This window comes from Microbacterium sp. 1.5R (assembly GCF_007667425.1).
GTDB lineage: Bacteria > Actinomycetota > Actinomycetes > Actinomycetales > Microbacteriaceae > Microbacterium.
Window position 1 is genome coordinate 288517 of record NZ_VDRC01000002.1, and the last position, 17561, is coordinate 306077.

13 protein-coding genes are annotated in these 17561 nt (G+C 69.4%); all 13 read left to right on the forward strand.

Annotated elements, in window-relative coordinates:
* Window positions 1-84: 84 nt before the first annotated feature.
* The 13 genes from guaB to FSY98_RS12420 all read left to right on the forward strand — a co-directional run bounded on the left by guaB (window position 85) and on the right by FSY98_RS12420 (window position 17425).
* A complete protein-coding gene (gene guaB / locus FSY98_RS12365) occupies window positions 85-1587 on the forward strand; it encodes an IMP dehydrogenase (RefSeq protein WP_144876976.1) in 1503 nt (500 codons plus the stop codon).
* Window positions 1588-1685: 98 nt separating this feature from the next.
* On the forward strand, window positions 1686-2000 hold the full coding sequence (locus FSY98_RS12370; protein WP_144876977.1) for a DUF2277 domain-containing protein: 315 nt from the start codon (window positions 1686-1688) through the stop codon (window positions 1998-2000).
* Window positions 2001-2172: 172 nt separating this feature from the next.
* Window positions 2173-3216 carry a response regulator gene (locus FSY98_RS12375; RefSeq protein WP_144876978.1) on the forward strand — a complete coding sequence of 348 codons (1044 nt, stop codon included), beginning with the start codon at window positions 2173-2175 and terminating at the stop codon, window positions 3214-3216.
* The gene (locus FSY98_RS12380; protein WP_144876979.1) at window positions 3216-4205 is read left to right on the forward strand and encodes an ATP-grasp domain-containing protein; all 990 of its coding nucleotides are present in this window, start codon (window positions 3216-3218) and stop codon (window positions 4203-4205) included. The genes FSY98_RS12375 and FSY98_RS12380 overlap by 1 nt, the downstream gene beginning before the upstream one ends.
* Window positions 4202-4912, forward strand: a complete 711-nt coding sequence (locus FSY98_RS12385) for a PHP domain-containing protein (protein WP_144876980.1) — start codon at window positions 4202-4204, stop codon at window positions 4910-4912. The genes FSY98_RS12380 and FSY98_RS12385 overlap by 4 nt, the downstream gene beginning before the upstream one ends.
* The gene (locus tag FSY98_RS12390; RefSeq protein WP_144876981.1) at window positions 4912-6399 is read left to right on the forward strand and encodes a glycosyltransferase; all 1488 of its coding nucleotides are present in this window, start codon (window positions 4912-4914) and stop codon (window positions 6397-6399) included. The genes FSY98_RS12385 and FSY98_RS12390 overlap by 1 nt, the downstream gene beginning before the upstream one ends.
* The gene (locus tag FSY98_RS16755; RefSeq protein ID WP_186307671.1) at window positions 6396-6536 is read left to right on the forward strand and encodes a hypothetical protein; all 141 of its coding nucleotides are present in this window, start codon (window positions 6396-6398) and stop codon (window positions 6534-6536) included. Before FSY98_RS12390 ends, FSY98_RS16755 begins: the two co-directional genes overlap by 4 nt.
* On the forward strand, window positions 6536-6883 hold the full coding sequence (locus tag FSY98_RS12395) for a response regulator (protein ID WP_144876982.1): 348 nt from the start codon (window positions 6536-6538) through the stop codon (window positions 6881-6883). The genes FSY98_RS16755 and FSY98_RS12395 overlap by 1 nt, the downstream gene beginning before the upstream one ends.
* Window positions 6880-8661, forward strand: coding sequence for a cell wall metabolism sensor histidine kinase WalK (locus tag FSY98_RS12400; protein ID WP_144876983.1), 1782 nt, complete (start codon window positions 6880-6882; stop codon window positions 8659-8661). The genes FSY98_RS12395 and FSY98_RS12400 overlap by 4 nt, the downstream gene beginning before the upstream one ends.
* Before the next feature lie 109 nt (window positions 8662-8770).
* Window positions 8771-10459 carry an ABC-F family ATP-binding cassette domain-containing protein gene (locus tag FSY98_RS12405; protein WP_144876984.1) on the forward strand — a complete coding sequence of 563 codons (1689 nt, stop codon included), beginning with the start codon at window positions 8771-8773 and terminating at the stop codon, window positions 10457-10459.
* A gap of 76 nt (window positions 10460-10535) precedes the next feature.
* On the forward strand, window positions 10536-11651 hold the full coding sequence (locus FSY98_RS12410; protein ID WP_144877715.1) for a GuaB3 family IMP dehydrogenase-related protein: 1116 nt from the start codon (window positions 10536-10538) through the stop codon (window positions 11649-11651).
* Window positions 11652-11709: 58 nt separating this feature from the next.
* Window positions 11710-12465, forward strand: coding sequence for an SURF1 family protein (locus FSY98_RS12415; RefSeq protein ID WP_144877716.1), 756 nt, complete (start codon window positions 11710-11712; stop codon window positions 12463-12465).
* 307 nt (window positions 12466-12772) lie between these two features.
* A complete protein-coding gene (locus FSY98_RS12420; RefSeq protein WP_144876985.1) occupies window positions 12773-17425 on the forward strand; it encodes an ExeM/NucH family extracellular endonuclease in 4653 nt (1550 codons plus the stop codon).
* Window positions 17426-17561: the final 136 nt, after the last annotated feature.

Here is a 17561-nt window from a genome sequence, read left to right on the forward strand (position 1 = left end):
CGCTCCGGCGCCGGGAATTTCTTCGCCGATCCGACGCTTAGAATTGGTACCACTCTCGCCAGTCAGCGCCCAGGAGGAGCATCCATGGATCAGCACGACCCCTTCGGATTCGTCGGACTCACATACGACGATGTGCTGCTCCTCCCGGGGCACACCGACGTCATCCCCAGCGAGGCGGACACCTCGTCGCGGATCACGCGCCGGATCTCGGTCGCCACCCCGCTGCTCTCCAGCGCCATGGACACCGTCACCGAGTCGCGCATGGCCATCGCCATGGCACGTGAGGGCGGCATCGGCATTCTGCACCGCAACCTCTCGATCGCCGATCAGGCAGCGCACGTCGACCGCGTGAAGCGCAGCGAGTCGGGCATGATCACCGACCCGATCACGACCACGGCCGAGGCCACCGTCGAAGAGGTCGACGAGATGTGCGCGAAGTACCGCATCTCCGGCCTCCCGGTCGTCGATGAAGACGGGCGTCTCGTCGGCATCGTCACGAACCGCGACATGCGCTTCGTGTCGGGCTTCGAGAGGCAGACGACCTTCGTGAAGGACGTCATGACCTCCGAGGGCCTCGTCACCGCCCCCGTCGGCGTCGCGGCGGGCGAGGTCATCGCCCTGTTCGCGAAGCACCGCGTCGAGAAACTGCCGCTCATCGACGACGACGGCAAGCTCGCAGGGCTCATCACCATCAAGGACTTCGACAAGAGCGAGAAGTACCCGCTCGCCACCAAGGACGACCAGGGTCGTCTGCGCGTCGGCGCGGCGATCGGCTTCTTCGGTGACGCGTGGGAGCGTGCAGAGGCGCTGCGCGACGCCGGCGTCGACGTGCTCGTCGTCGACACCGCGAACGGCCAATCGCAGGGCGTGATCGACCTCGTGAGGCGCCTGAAGGCCGACGAGAGCTTCGCCCATATCGACGTCATCGGCGGCAACGTCGCGACCCGCGAGGGTGCGCAGGCGCTCGTCGACGCCGGTGTGGATGCCGTCAAGGTCGGCGTCGGCCCCGGTTCCATCTGCACCACGCGTGTCGTCGCGGGCGTCGGCGTTCCGCAGGTGACCGCCGTCTACGAGGCATCGCTCGCCGCCGCCCCCGCCGGCATCCCCGTCATCGCCGACGGCGGGCTGCAGTACTCGGGCGACATCGCGAAGGCGCTCGTCGCCGGGGCGGACGCCGTCATGCTGGGGTCGCTGCTCGCGGGCACCGACGAGTCGCCGGGCGAGATCGTCTTCCAGTCGGGCAAGCAGTTCAAGCAGTACCGCGGCATGGGCTCGCTCGGCGCGATGCAGACTCGTGGCAAGCAGACGTCGTACTCGAAGGACCGCTACTTCCAGGCCGACGTGCCGAGCGACGACAAGCTGATCCCCGAGGGCATCGAGGGCCAGGTGCCCTACCGCGGCCCCGTCTCCGCCGTCGCGTACCAGCTGGTCGGCGGGCTGCGTCAGTCCATGTTCTACGTCGGCGCCCGGACGATCGAGGAGCTCAAGCAGCGTGGGCGCTTCGTGCGCATCACGGCGGCCGGACTCAAGGAGTCGCACCCGCACGACGTGCAGATCGTCGTCGAGGCGCCGAACTACAAGCGCTGAGCGCATCGACCGGCCGTGTGGTCGGACGGAACGGAAGGGGCGGATGCTGCGGCATCCGCCCCTTTCGTCTTTCGTGGACGCGGCGTAGCGTGCCCGGTATGTGCCGCAACATCGTGCCCCTGAACAACCTCGAACCGGCTGCCACCGACGACGAGTGCCACGACGCCGCGCTGCAGTTCGTCCGGAAGATCTCGGGCTCGACTGCGCCGTCCCGTGCGAACCAGGAGGTGTTCGATCGCGCCGTCGCGGAGATCGCCCTGGTCACGAGAGAGCTCATCGACGGCCTCGTGACCCCGGCTCCGCCGAAGAACCGCGAGCAGGAGGCCGACAAGCGCCGCGCCCGGTCGGCGGATCGCTATGAGGCGATCCGGGTGTTCCAGGAGCAGAAGCGGGCGGCGCGCGCGGCGTCGTGACCGCGGGTTCCGCAACCCGCCTGCGGCGATGCGGTAGCGCTCCCATCCCTCCTATATGCCAATATTTAGGAATACCCGCTCGACTTTCCCTACGGGCTCCCGGTGGAGAAGGCCTCCGGTGGCACAGCACCGGTCCCCACCGGTGGAGGGACTTCCCCATGGAGAGCCGCATATGTCTGACGATGCACCCCGCGTCCTCGTCGTCGACGACGACCCCGACGTCGCTCTGCTGGTCAAGACGGTGCTCCAGCGACGAGCAGGCTGCATCGTCATGACCGCCGGCGACGGGCTGACCGCCGTCGAGCGCATCGCCGAATTCGAGCCAGACGTGGTCGTCACCGACATCGAGATGCCCGGCCTCGACGGACTCGAGCTCGTCGCCGAGCTGCGCCGCCGCGACCCCGTCGTCCCCGTGGTCGTGATGACCGCGCACGTCTCCGTCGAATACGCCGTCTCGGCCCTCCGGGCCCAGGCGGACGAGTTCCTGACCAAGCCCCTCGACAACGTGCGGCTCGTCGACGCCGTCGTCCGGCTCGCCGCCGAGGGCCGCGCACGCCGCACCGCCAGCCGCGCCACGCAGACCGTGCTCGCCATCGGCGCGCATCCTGACGACGTCGAGATCGGCGTCGGCGGTCTCCTCGCCGCGCATGCGCGCGCCGGCGACTCCCTCACCATCCTCACCCTCTCGCGAGGATCGCGCGGGGGCGACGCCGAGAGCCGGCAGCATGAGTCGCTCGCGTCGGCCGATCGGCTCGGTGCAAGGCTGTTCCTCAAAGACCTCGTCGACACCGAGATCTCTGGCGGGGGAGCCACGGTCCGCCTGATCGAAGAGGTCGTCAACGAGATCCAGCCGACCATCGTGTACACGCATTCCGAGCACGACCGCCACCAGGATCACCGCGCAGTGAGTGCGGCCACGCTCGTCGCTACCCGGCGAGTGGGCACCGTCGCTTGCTATCAGAGCCCTTCCGCCACCATAGACTTCCGCCCCACGCGGTTCGTGCGCATCGACGAGTACCTGGGCGAGAAGCTCAGGTTGCTGGAGTGCTTCGCCTCGCAGACGGCGACCCGTGACTACCTCGATCCCGGCTTCGTCACCGCGACGGCCCGGTACTGGTCGCGGTTCGGCGGCGGGGCAGCCGTCGAACCGCTCGAAGTCGTGCGAGAGACCGCGGAATTCATCGGCGCCCACGAGCTCACCCGACAGGAGGGCTGATGTCCGCCCGTATTCTCGTCACCGGCGCCGGCGGACCCGCCGGCGTCGCCGTGATCCGCTCACTGCTTCGTCGTGACGACCTCACGGTCTTCGCGGCCGACATGGATGGGTGGGCGAGCGGCATCTACCTCGTGCCGCCGTCACAGCGTCGACTGGTGCCGCCGGGGCGCGCCGACGACTTCGTCTCCGCGATCGCGCAGATGGTTCGCGACGACCGGCTCGACCTCGTCATCTCCACGGTCGACGTCGAGCTCACGGCGCTCGCCGGACGCCGTGACGAGTTGGCTCCGGCCGTGCTGGCCGCACCCTCCGAGGACACACTGCACGCAGCCCTCGACAAGTACGTGCTCGCGGAACGCTGCGCGGCGACCGGCCGCAGCCCGCGCACCCTGCTCGCGGGCCCGGAGGCGCTCGCAGCCGAGTGGGAGTTCCCCGTCTTCGCGAAGCCCCGGCAGGGGGCGGGCAGCCGCGGCATCCGCCTCGTGCCCGACCGTGCGGCGCTCGAAGTCCTCCCTGCCGACGAAGGCCTGATCGTGCAGGAGTTCCTGCCTGGCGAGGAGTACTCGGTCGACGTCATCGCCGATGCCGCCGGTCGGGTGGTCGCTGCCGTGCCTCGTACGCGGGCTCGCGTGGACTCCGGCGTCGCCATCGCCGGACGCACGGTGCACGACGAGGAGCTCGAACAGACCGCCGCCGCCGTCGCCTCGGCGATCGGTCTCGTCGGGGTCGCGAACGTGCAGCTTCGCCGCGACCGCGCCGGTCGCGCGATGCTGCTCGAGGTCAATCCGCGCTTCCCCGGAGCGCTGCCGCTCACGATCGCGGCGGGTGTCGACATCCCGTCCCTCGTCGCGGACCTGTTCCTCGGTGCCGACATCCCTGAATCCGTGCCGTTCCGGGAACTCGCCTCGGTGCGCTTCCTCGAAGACGTCATCGTCGAGGTCGACGACGTGCTCGTATCGGCGCACGCAGGCCACCAGGACGAGCTGTGACCGACGGCATCCTGCGCGGTGACCATCACGTGCATTCGACCTTCTCGGACGACGCCGTGTCGACCCTCGACGAGAACGTCACCGCTGCGGCGAGCCGCGGACTGACGACCCTCCGCCTCGTCGACCATGTGCGCAGGGACACCGCATGGGTTCCCGAGTACCTGGCAGCGGTCCGGGCCCTCCGGGTGCCGGACGGGCTCACGGTGGTGACCGGCGTCGAGGCGAAGATCCTCGACGTGTCCGGCGAACTCGACATCCCTGATCTCCCGGCGGGGATCGATCGCATCCTCATCGCCGACCACCAGTTCCCCGGTGTCGACGGCCCGCTGGGACCGACCGCGGTGCGCGAGCGCATCGCAGCCGGGTGGGCGCCCGACGACGTGCTCGATCAGTTCGTGACGGCGCTGAACGCGTCCATGACGCGCTACCCGGGCAACCAGCTCGCGCACTGCTTCTCGCTGCTGCCGAAGATCGGCCTGTCGGAGGACGACCTCGGAGTCGAGCGCATCGCGAGCTGGGCGCACACGGCCGCGGCGACCGACACCCTCGTCGAAGTCAACGAGAAGTGGGGATGCCCCGGAGTCGTGCTGCTCGACGCGCTGCACGAGGCGGGAGCGGTGGTGGTCGCCTCGACCGACAGCCACGAGGCGTCGGACGTCGGACGCTACGACCGGGTCGCCGCTCTGCTCGACGGGCGGAGCCTCTGATGCCCGCCCTCACCGGGCTGGAGACCGCGCTGGTCGTCGTGCTCATCCTGTGCGTGCTGGTGGGGACGCTGCCCGTGATCAACACAGGGCTCCAGTTCCTTCTGCTGCCCGTCCATGCCTTCCGCAACCACTACGGCAAGGCGGCGCCGTACCATCCGCGCATCGCGGTGCTCATCCCGGCCTGGAACGAGGCGCTCGTGCTCGGACCCGCCATCGAGAGGCTGCTGCAGCTCGAGTACCCGGCCGACCGGCTCAGGGTGTTCGTGATCGACGATGCGTCGACGGACGACACCCCCGCTGTCGTCGGGACGAAGATCGACGCCCACCCCGGACGCGTGGTGCACCTGCGACGCGAGCAGGGCGGGCAGGGCAAGGCCCACACCCTCAACCACGGCCTCGACATCGTGCTCGAGGACGAGTGGACCGAAGCCGTGCTGATCATGGACGCCGACGTGATCTTCGCGCGGGACTCGCTGCGCAAGCTCAGCCGACACCTGGCCGACGAGAAGGTCGGAGCCGTCACCGCGTACATCGCCGAGGGCAGCCGCGACCGCAACTACCTCACCCGCTTCATCGCGATCGAGTACGTCATCGGACAGCTCTCGGCACGGCGGACGCAGAACGTCGGAGGGGCCATCGCGTGCCTCGCCGGCGGGGCGCAGCTGCACTCGCGCGCGAACCTCGAGGCCATCGGCGGACGCATCCCCACCGGGACCCTCGCCGAAGACACCATGACGACGTTCGAGGGGCAGCTCAAGGGGCGCCGGATGGTGTTCGAGCCGCACGCAGTCGTGCTCGCCGAAGAGCCACGGACGATCGACTCGCTCTGGAAGCAGCGCCTGCGTTGGGCGCGCGGCAACGTGCAGCTCACCTCGATCTACAAGCGCCTGTGGTTCCGCCCGAGCGACCAGCACAACCTCGGCAGCTTCGCATTCGGCCTCGCCTGGTTCACCATCCTGCTGCTCCCGGCCTTCATGGTGCTCGCGGCCGCCGGCATGCTCGCGCTGTTGCTCCTGCACAGCGACATCGCCGAGTTCGTGTTCCGCTTCATGTGGATCTCCGCGGCGTGCATCTATCTGTTCTCGATGCTGTTCGCGGTGCAACTCGATCCGAGGATCGGCCGCCAGTCGTGGCGCGAGGCGCTGATGTTCCCTGGTCTCGGAGCGCTCGTCCTCATGGCGATCGCGCTGTTCCCGCATCTCTTCGAAGACGGCCTGGCCGCCCTCGGACTCCCGCTGAACGACGACACGCGCATCCTCTGGGCGATCGGCTTCTACCTCTGGGGACCGATCTCGATGCTGGGCATCTGGCTCGCCCGCACGGTCGAGAAGCTCCCCGGCGGGCGCTTCTTCGCCGGCCTGCTGCTCTACGTCTGCGGATACGGCTCGCTGCTGTGCGCCATCACCGTGGACTCCTACGTCAAGGAGTGGCGTCGAGCGGACGCCGCCTGGATCAAGACCGAGAAGATCGGACGGGTCGAGTCATGAGCGATGCACCCTCGCGCAGCGCGGAAGAGGAGGAGATCGCCGCCGACGGCCGCCGGGAGCACCTCCTCGTCTGGCAGGCTCTGCTGTCACTGGCCGTCGTCGTGGTCGTCGTGATCGTGCGGGAGCTGCTCCTGTGATGACCACGCGGCCGCTCGCGCTCGTGGTCGAGGACAGCGCCGACCAGACGGCACTGCTGCGCCGACACCTCGATCGAGAGGGGTTCGAGGTCTTCGCCGCCGCGAACGCCGAGAGCGCCATCGCCGCGTTCGACCGCATCGCCCCCTCCGTGGCCGTCATCGATCTGCTGCTGCCCGGCATCTCCGGTGCCGAGTGCGCCGCGATGGTGCGTGCTCGGTTTCCCGACTGCTTCGTCATCGTGAGTTCGGTGCTCGACGCGACCGACTACCCCGAAGCGGATGCCGCGCTGCCCAAGCCGATCGTCGGAGCCGACCTGCGCGGCATCCTGCGGGGGATCGGCCGATGAACGCGACCCCTCTCCGTCGGGCCGAGAACAGCTGGTACGGCGTCTTCGACAATCCGAGCGCGATCATCAAGCAGGCGCCGACCGCGCTCGCCACCCTCCTCGCGGCGGGGTTCAGCTGGCTGTACCCCGAGCTGCCCTTCACCGATTTCCACGCCGCCCTGGCCGGCATGCTGCTCGTGCTGTTCGCGACGGTGCTCGCCGGCATCCTCAGCGTCCTGCGCGTCTACGACGGCTGGATCGTACTCGCCATCCCGATGATCGACATCATCGGTCTCGGACTCTTCCGCGCCGGCACCGGCGCAGCGTCCTCGGTGTTCACGTCGCTCGTGCTGCTGCCGGTGGTGTGGATCGCCGCCGCCCCCGGCATCCGTTACGTCTTCGCCGTGGGCGGGCTGACGTCTTTCGCCCTGCTCATGCCGTACATCACCGAGCCTCCGAGCAGCTCGGTCGAATGGCTGCGGGGCGTCGTCGGACCGCTCGTCTTCTCGGCGCTCGCCGCCGTGGTCAACGAGCTCTCCCGTCAGCAGCGTCTTCGCGTGCGTCAGGCGGAGCAGCTCGCAGCCGAGCGCTCGTCGGCGCTGCGCGAGAACGTCGTCGTGCTCGAACGGCTGCAGGAGAAGGAGCGCGAGTACCGACTGCTGCTCGACTCCTTCCAGAGCCTGTGGTCGTCGATCACCGTCCAGGCCGTGGTCGCGGTCGACCTCGCGGGGCGGGTCACCGAGTGGAATCCCGGTGCCGTGCGCCTGCTCGGGATGTCGGTGCAGGAGGCGCAGAACGATGTGCGGATCGACCGCTTCTTCACGGTCTCCGCCCTGTCGCAGCTCGTGGGCGATGCGCCGTGCGCGGCGGCGCAGTCCGACCTCCCATCCGGGATCAAGGCGCTGTTCGCTCGTGCCGAGGCCGAGCGCTCCGTCGAGGGCGACGTCGAGGTCACGACGGCGGGAGGAACGGTCGTGCCGGCGAGGGTGACGGTGAGTCCGCGCACCGACGCGATGGGCGAGACCCAGGGGTACCTTCTCGTGCTGACCGACGAGACGAGGGCGGTCGAGGTGGCCCGGATGAAGGACGAGTTCGTCGGGATGATCTCGCACGAGCTGCGGACGCCGTTGAGCGCGATCATCGGCTTCCTCGATCTGCTCCGCAACGATCCTGGTCAGCCGCTGTCCGAGGAGCAGGAGGAGTTCGTCGGCATCATCGAGCGCAATGCCCAGCGACTTCTGACCCTCGTCGGGGATCTGCTGTTCACCGCGCAGGTCGAGTCGGGGCGTTTTCCGCTCAACAGGGCCGATGTCGACCTCGCCGAGATCGTGCGGAGTGCGGTGACCTCGTCGGGGCCGCACGCGCAGCAGGAGGGCGTCGAACTCGAAGCCGAGGTCCCCTCGACGCCCGTGCGCGTCGTCGCCGATCCCGATCGCATCGGGCAGGCGCTCGACAATCTCCTCTCCAACGCCATCAAGTTCACGCCGTCCGGCGGCCTGGTCACCGCAGCGGTCCGTCACCGGGACGGAGGCATCGAGCTCTCCGTGCGCGACACCGGCCTCGGCATCCCCGAGAACGAGCAGGGCATGCTCTTCACCCGCTTCTTCCGCGCATCCACGGCGACGAGGAACGCCGTGCCCGGCGTGGGACTCGGTCTCACGATCACCCGCGCCATCGTTCTCGCGCACGGCGGGTCGATGGACGTCACGAGCAAGGAGGGCGTCGGCACCGAGTTCCGCATGTTCCTCCCGACGGCGCCGCGCACCGAAGCGGTGCCGGTGATCGCGAGCACGGTCTGATCGCCGCACGGTCCGGCGCCTGACGTCCGGCGCCTGATGACCGGCGCCGGGTAACCGGCGCCTGATAGTCTGGTCGGCTCGCCAGTCGGGCGGAAGGACGGCCCGGACCGTGGGATACATCGATGTCGCAGGAGTCTCTCTGACCCTGCCCGACGGCAGGCCGCTGCTCGACGAGGTCGCCTTCCGCGTCGGATCCGGGTCGACGAGCGCGCTGATCGGACCCAACGGCGCCGGCAAGACGACGTTGCTGCGCATCATCCGAGGCGACCAGGCGGCGGATGCCGGAGTCGTGACCATCGACGGTGGCCTCGGCGTCATGGATCAGTTCGTCGGGCACGGGGGGCCCGGCGAGACGGTGCACGATCTGCTCGTGCGCGTCGCCCCCTCGCGCATCCGTGCCGCCGCTCAGGGGTTGGACGATGCCGAGAACGCGCTGATCGACCGCGATGAGCACGACACCCAGATGGCCTACGCTGCGGCGATCGCCGAATACGCGGACGCCGGAGGGTACGAGCACGAGACCGTCTGGGATCGGTGCACGGTGGCCGCGCTCGGAGTGCCGTTCGACCGGGCGAGGTACCGGGAGCTCACGACCCTGTCGGGTGGCGAGCAGAAGCGGCTGGCTCTCGAGGCCCTGCTGCGCGGACCCGACCAGGTGCTGCTGCTCGACGAACCGGACAACTACCTCGATGTGCCGACCAAGCGCTGGCTCGAGGAGCAGCTGCGCCAGACGCCCAAGACCGTGCTGCTCGTGTCGCACGACCGGGAGCTGCTGGCGCGCGCCGTCGACCGCCTGATCACCCTCGAGCCGGGCGGGGCCGGCGCGACGGCCTGGGTGCACGGTGGCGGCTTCGCGACGTATCACCAGGCGCGCACCGACCGGATGGAACGTCTTGACGAGCTGCGCAGGCGTTGGGACGAGCAGCACGAGAAGCTGCTCGTGCTCGTCGCGACCCTCAAGGTCAAGGCGTCTGCGAACGACGGCTTCGCGTCGAGGTATCAGGCGGCGCAGACGCGGCTGCGACGGTTCGAGGACGCCGGTCCGCCCGAGGAGCGACCGCCGACGCAGGACTTCGACATGCGGTTGCGCGGCTCGCGCACGGGGAAGCGCGCGGTCGTCGCCGAGCGACTGGAGCTGACAGGACTCATGCGGCCCTTCGACCTCGAGGTCTGGTACGGCGACAGGGTGGCCGTCCTGGGTTCGAACGGGTCGGGGAAGTCGCACTTCCTGCGGCTGCTCGCGCGGGGCGGCAGTGATCCGGATCCGAGCCTCGGCCACGTGACTCCGACGGGGGAGCAGCTCTCCGCCGTCGTGCACACCGGGGCCGCGGTGCTGGGTGCGCGGGTGGCGCCGGGGCTGTTCGCGCAGACGCACGCGCACCCTGAGTTCGTGGGGCGCACCCTGCTGGAGATCCTGCACCGAGGGGACGAACGGCGTGCGGGGATGCCGCGGGATGCCGCGAGCTCGGCGCTCGACCGGTACGGCCTCGTGCGTCAGGCGCAGCAGACGTTCGAGTCGCTCTCCGGTGGGCAGCAGGCGCGGTTCCAGGTGCTGCTGCTCGAGCTCTCGGGCGCGACGCTGCTGCTGCTCGACGAGCCGACCGACAACCTCGACCTCGAGTCGGCCGAGGCCCTGGAGGACGCGCTGACGCGATTCGAGGGCACCGTGCTGGCGGTGACCCACGACCGGTGGTTCGCGCGGTCGTTCGACCGCTTCCTCGTCTTCGGATCGGACGGCCGTGTGTACGAGGCCGACGAGCCGGTCTGGGACGAGCGGCGTGTGGTCCGCTCGCGCTGAGGCGGAACGCAGAGACCGCCCCGGCATCCCGCCGCCGTCGGCCGTCGTGCGCGCCCGGTAGTCTGGAGGGGTGACCATGGAGATCGAGCTCGGCCGAGGCAAGCGCGCGCGCCGCGCATACACGTTCGACGACATCGCGGTGGTGCCGTCGCGGCGCACACGCAACCCGGAGGACGTGTCGACCGCATGGACGATCGATGCGTTCGGCTTCGACATCCCTGTGCTCGGTGCGCCGATGGACTCGGTCGTGAGCCCGCGTACCGCCATCATGCTCGGTCAGCTCGGCGGCCTGGGGGTCCTCGACCTCGAGGGCCTGTGGACACGCTACGAAGACCCCGAGCCGCTGCTCGCCGAGATCGCCGCGCTTTCCGGCGACTCCGCCACCGTGCGCATGCAGCAGCTCTACGCCGAGCCCATCAAGCCTGAACTCATCACCCGCCGTCTGGCCGAGATCCGCGAGGCCGGCGTCACGGTCGCCGGTTCGCTGACACCGCAGCGCACCCAGCAGTTCTACGACACGGTCGCCGCAGCCGGGGTCGACCTGTTCGTGATCCGCGGCACCACGGTCTCGGCCGAGCACGTGTCGAGCGTCGACGAGCCGCTCAACCTGAAGAAGTTCATCTACGACCTCGACGTGCCAGTGATCGTCGGCGGGGCCGCGACGTACACTGCCGCGCTGCACCTCATGCGCACGGGCGCCGCCGGTGTGCTCGTCGGCTTCGGCGGGGGAGCGGCGTCGACGACGCGCGCGACCCTCGGCATCCACGCCCCGATGGCGACGGCCGTCTCCGACGTCGCCGCCGCTCGGCGCGACTACCTCGACGAGTCGGGCGGCCGCTACGTGCATGTGATCGCCGACGGCGGCGTCGGCACGTCGGGCGACATCGTCAAGGCACTGGCCATGGGCGCGGATGCCGTCATGCTCGGCGTCGCGCTCGCGCGAGCCACTGACGCGCCCGGCCACGGTTTCCACTGGGGTCCCGAGGCGCACCACCCGCAGCTCCCGCGGGGTCGCCGCGTCGAGGTCGGCGGCATCGGCACGCTCGAGGAGATCCTGTACGGGCCCGCCCCGGTCGCCGACGGCACCGCGAACCTCATCGGTGCGCTGCGCAAGTCGATGGCGACCACCGGATACTCCGACCTCAAGGAGTTCCAGCGCGTCGAGGTCGTGCTCGCTCCGTACGAGGCCTGAGGCCCCGCGCATCACCGTGACATCGCCCGCTCTGTTCCCGCCCACCCTCCGCGAGGTCATGCTGCGCGGACGCTGGATCGGGATGCTTCTGCTGTGCCTGGTGGTCGCCGGTGTGTTCGCCTGGCTCGGCCAATGGCAGCTGGAGCGGGCGATCGAGACCGATCCGGCTCCCGCCGGTGCCACGGAGAACGTGCGTCCGCTCACCGACGTGGTCGAGCCGGGGGAGTACCTCGCCGAGCCCCTCGTGGGGCAGCGCGTCGAGACGTCGGGCAGCTGGGTGGCCGACGACTTCGTCATCGTCTCGAGCAGGTTCAACGACGACGTCTCGGGCTTCTGGGTGACGGGCCAGCTGCGCGTCGCCGAGAAGACCTCGATCGCCGTGGCGATCGGCTGGACCGCCGATCGCGATGCCGCGGAGGACGCCGTCGACGCCCTGAACCGCGACGCCGACGGCTCGGTCGTCGAGGTGACCGGTCGGATCATCTCGGACGAGGGGCCGGCGGTGCCGCCCGAGGACGACCCGCATCGCATCGACCGCATGTCGCCGGCCGCGCTGCTGAGTACGTGGCACAACGTCGACGGACTCGACATGTATCGGCCATACCTCGCGTCGACGACCGCGTCGGCGGGGCTCTCCGACATCGCGTCGCCGGCACCCGCCGAGCAGTCGCCCGTGAACTGGTTGAACGTGTTCTACGCCGCCGAGTGGGCGATCTTCGCCGGCTTCGCCTTCTACCTCTGGTACCGCCTGGCGAAGGACGCCTGGGAGCGCGAGGTCGAGGAGTTCGAGGACTCGACGGCGGAGAGCGCCTGACGGCCTCCCGGCCCGACGTTCGACGTCGTGCAGCGCGGCGGAGCGTCGGCCGACGGGAGTGTTCGCGGGGCTGATCCTGCGCATCCGCGCAGCCGCCCCCGCACATTCGAGCGTCCGCTGTACCGGTATTCCACCTTCGTCGGGGGTCGGTTCCAGCCATTCGGTTAGCGCTCGGTGACCAATGGGAAAACTCCGTTGATGATGTCGGAGGGCCTTCATAAGCTCGCATCATGTGCGCCGGCTGTGAGGGTGCGCAGCCCTGGTTCCACGAGAGCCGTCACCCGACGAAACCGAGGAGACAACACCGATGATGCTCGCTTCCGACGCCGCGAACCGCGAGGTTCCCGGGTCAGATCGCAGAGGCCGGGGGCGTCTCGGCGCCCTCGCCGCCACCTGCGTCGCAGCCCTGGGCGCCAGCGCCCTGATCGCGGCGCCCGCGTCCGCCGACGTGTCGGGGACGGGGGTCGTCATCAACGAGGCGTACCTGTCCGGAGGCAGCGCCGGTGCCGCGTACACGAACAAGTTCGTCGAGCTGTACAACCCGACGGATGCACCGGTGGTCCTCGACGGCCTCTCGCTGCAGTACCGATCGGCCGGCGGCACGGGCAACGCCAACGGCGTCGCGCCGCTGAGCGGCAGCATCCCGGCCCGCGGGTACTACCTCGTGCAGGGCGGCAGCAACGGCGCGAACGGCGCCGCGCTACCGACCCCCGATGCGACCGGCAACCTCAACCCCGGCGGGAGCGCCGGCACCCTCGCGCTCGTGGAGGGCACCGCGGCGGTCACCCTGACCCCAGGCTCGGTGACCGGCGTCGACGGCGTGGTCGACGTGCTCGGCTACGGCTCGTCCAACACGTTCGAGACGAAGGCGGCTCCTGCCCCCGCAGGCAACACCGACGTGAAGTCGCTGAACCGCACCGGCGGCAAGGACACCGACGACAACAGCGTGGACTTCACCCTGTCGGCCTCGATCACGCCGCAGAACTCGGGCGGCACCGACCCCGGCACCGATCCTGAGGACCCGGGTACGGATCCGGGCACCGAACCCGCGAAGGTGTCGATCGCCGAGGTCCAGGGCACGACTGACATCTCGCCCCTGAACGGTCAGACCGTGACGGTCGAAGGCGTCGTGACGGCCGACTACCGCACGGGCGGCTACAAGGGCATCGTCATCCAGACTCAGGGATCGGGCGGTGAGGCCGACGCGACCCCCGGGGCATCCGACGGCGTCTTCGTGTTCCTCGACGCGCTCGCCCCGACGCTCGCGATCGGCGACCTCGTGTCGGTGACCGGCTCGGTGAGCGAGTACTTCGGTCAGACGCAGATCAACCCCGCATCCCTCGCCGGAGTGTCGGTGATGCAGGCGGGCGTCGGCGTGCCTGCGGCCACCCCGCTGCCCGACACGGTGGTCGGCGCCGATCGCGAGCAGTACGAGAGCATGCTCGTCGCGCCGGCCGGCACCTACCGCGTCGCGTCGAGCCACCAGCTCTACAACTTCGGCGCACTCTGGCTGAACGCCGGCGACGAGTTGAATGTGAAGAGCACCGAGCTCGCGCGTCCAGGCGACGAGGCCGCGGCCATCGCGGCGGCCAACCGCGCGAACCGCCTGCTGCTCGACGACGGCTGGTCCATCCAGGTCTCGAACAACGGCCACCCGAACGACCAGCCGTACTTCACGAAGGACCTCGTGGTCCGCAACGGCGACACGGTGGACTTCCGCGACAACTCCTACGTGCTGTCGTACGGGTTCGACGACTGGCGTTTGCAGCCCGTGGTGCCGATCGACAGTGCGTCGCCCGCGGCGGTCAAGGTCGGCTTCGAGGCGACCAACCCGCGCGTCGAGACCGCGCCGACGGTCGGCGGTGACGTGCAGGTCGCGTCGTTCAACGTCTTCAACTACTTCACGACGTTGAAGAGCCAGAACTCCAACGCGCGCGGTGCGGCGAACGCCGCGCAGTTCGCGATCCAGAAGTCGAAGATCGTCGCGGCGATCAACGGCCTCGACGCGGAGATCGTCTCGCTCATGGAGATCGAGAACTCGATCAAGCTGGGCGGGTCGCTCGACTCGGCGCTCGCCGACCTCGTCGACGGCCTCAACGACGCCGCGGGCGGAGACGTGTGGGATTACGTGCGCACCCCGGCGGCCCTGAACAACGCTGCCACGACCGACTTCATCACGAGCGCCATCATCTACAAGAAGGATGACGTGTCCACCGTCGGCGACAGCCTCACCGTCACCGACGAGAGCGTGTGGGGCAACGCGCGCGAGCCGATCGCCCAGGCGTTCGACATCGACGGCCGCACGGTCACCGTCGTCGCCAACCACTTCAAGTCGAAGTCGGCCCCCGACGGCGGCGGGGCGGAACCGGCCGACGGCCAGGGCTTCTTCAACGCCGATCGTGTCGCCCAGGCGAAGTCGCTCGAGGGCTTCACCGCGACGATCGAAGACAAGACGGGCAGCAGCGACATCCTGCTGATCGGCGATTTCAACGCCTACGCGAAGGAAGACCCGATCGACGTCTTCACGAGCGCGGGATGGAGCGACGTCGCCCCTGAGAAGGCACCGGGCCAGCACACGTACTCGTTCGACGGCGAGCTCGGCTCGCTCGACCACGTGCTCGCCTCGCCGTCGCTGGCCGCCTCGATCACGGGTGCGGGTGTCTGGAGCATCAACTCGCCCGAGTGGAGCGACCGCGGCTACGCCTTCGGCGCCACCGAGGCCGGCACGCCGTTCCGGTCGAGCGACCACGACCCGATCATCGTCGGCGTCTCCTCGGAGATCCCGCCCGTGAGCATCGACGTCGTCACCATGAACGACTTCCACGGTCGCATCGAGGCCGACGGCGCCGCCGCCGGTGCCGCGGTGGTCGCGGGTGCCGTGCAGCAGTTCCGCTCGGAGAACCCGAACACGATCTTCGCCGGTGTCGGCGATCTGATCGGCGCATCGACGTTCACCTCGTTCATCAACGACGACAACCCCACGATCGATGCGCTCAACGCCGCCGGTCTCGACGTGAGCGCAGCGGGCAACCACGAGTTCGATCAGGGGTGGGAGGACCTGCGCGACCGTGTGCAGGACCGCGCTGACTGGGAGTACATCTCGTCGAACGTGTTCCTCACCGAGACGGGTGAGCCGGCGCTCGCCCCGGCCTGGGTGAAGGAGCTCGACGGCGTCAAGGTCGGTTTCATCGGCGCCGTCACGGAGGACCTCGATTCCCTGGTCTCCCCGGAGGGCATCGCCGACCTCGAGGTGCGGAGCATCGCGGATTCCGTCAACTCCGTGGCAGCCGACCTCAAGGACGGCGACCCGTCGAACGGCGAGGCCGACGTCATCGTCCTCCTCGTGCACGAGGGTGCGGCGAGCGTCGAGCTGTCGAGCATCACGCCGGACTCGCCCCTCGGCGAGGTCGTCTACGGCGTCGACGACGACGTGAACGCGATCGTCTCGGCCCACACCCACCTCGCCTACAACCACGTGATCGACGGCCGCCCCGTGATCTCGGCCGGCCAGTACGGCGAGAACCTCGGGCTGATGAACATCCAGGTCGACCCGAAGACGAAGGAGCTGCTCTCGATCACCAACGAGATCAAGCCCCTCACCGCGAACGGCCAGCCGCTGTACCCGGCCGTTCCCGCGGTCGCCGACATCGTCGCGAAGGCGAAAGCCGACGCCGACGTGCTCGGCGCCGTCAAGGTGGGCGACATCACCGCCGACTTCAACCGGGCGCGTCAGGCGAACGGCTCGGAGAACCGCGGTGGTGAGTCGACGATCGGGAACTTCGTGGCTGACGTGCAGAAGTGGTCCACGGGCGCGGATATCGCCCTCATGAACCCGGGTGGCATCCGTGCCAACCTCACGTACGCGTCGTCGAACGCGAGCGATCCGGCGGGCAACGTCACCTACCGCGAGGCGGCGACGGTGCAGCCGTTCGCCAACACGCTGGTGACGCTCACTCTCACCGGTTCGCAGCTGAAGGGCGTTCTCGAGGAGCAGTGGCAGCCATCGGGGGCGGCGCGGCCGTTCCTCAAGCTCGGCGTCTCGGAAGGGCTCGTCTACACGTACGACCCGACCGCGGCACAGGGCGCACGTGTCACCTCGATCACGCTCAACGGCACGCCCATCGACCCGTCGGCGAGCTATACGGTTGCCGCGAACTCGTTCCTGGCGGCCGGTGGGGACAACTTCTTCACCTTCCGCGAGGGCACGGGCAAGCGCGACACCGGCAAGATCGACCTGCAGTCGATGGTCGACTGGTTCGACGCGAACAAGACCGCGACCCCCGACCTCGCCCAGCGCGCGGTGGGTGTGACGGTGAGCGCTCCAGATGCCGACGGCTACACGGCGGGCGACCAGGTCACGGTCGCTCTCTCGTCGCTGGCGTTCAGCGGCGGCGAGGGGGCACCCGGTGAGGTGACCCTGTCGCTCGGTGGCACGCAGGTGGCGGCCGGCGCGGTCGATCCCACGATCGTCGACACGACCGACGAGGCAGGACGCGCGTCGCTCACGTTCACCGTGCCGACGGGGGTGTTCGGCGAGCAGCCGCTCACCGCCACGGTCGCCTCCACCGGCACCACGGTGCAGATCCCGTTCACCATCTCGGGCGAGGAGCCCGAGGAGTTCGCGGGCACGATCACTGCCGATTCGAAGGTCGCCGCAGGCAAGAAGCTCCGCGTCACCGGTGCGGACTTCGAGCCGGGGGAGACCCTGACCATCGTGCTCGAGCCGAAGAAGGGCGCGCCGATCCAGGTCGGCACCGTGCAGGCCAAGGCCGACGGAACCTTCTCGACGAGCGTGACGGTGCCGAAGAGCACGCAGCCGGGCAAGTACACGGTCGTCGTGTCGCAGGCCGACGGCGATGCGGCGACGGCCACCGTCACCGTGAACCGCGCGGGCGGGATCGGCGGCATCATCGGCGGCATCATCGACTGGATCTGGGACCTCATCACCGGATGGTTCTGATCGCAGCACGCGTATGACGCACACGGAGGCCGTCGGGAGCGATCCCGGTGGCCTTCGTGCTTCCCGCATCCGCGCTGCGACCGGTTCATTTCGCCGTGTGACAGCAGCGAGCTTCCGCCCGGAAGCGTTGATTACG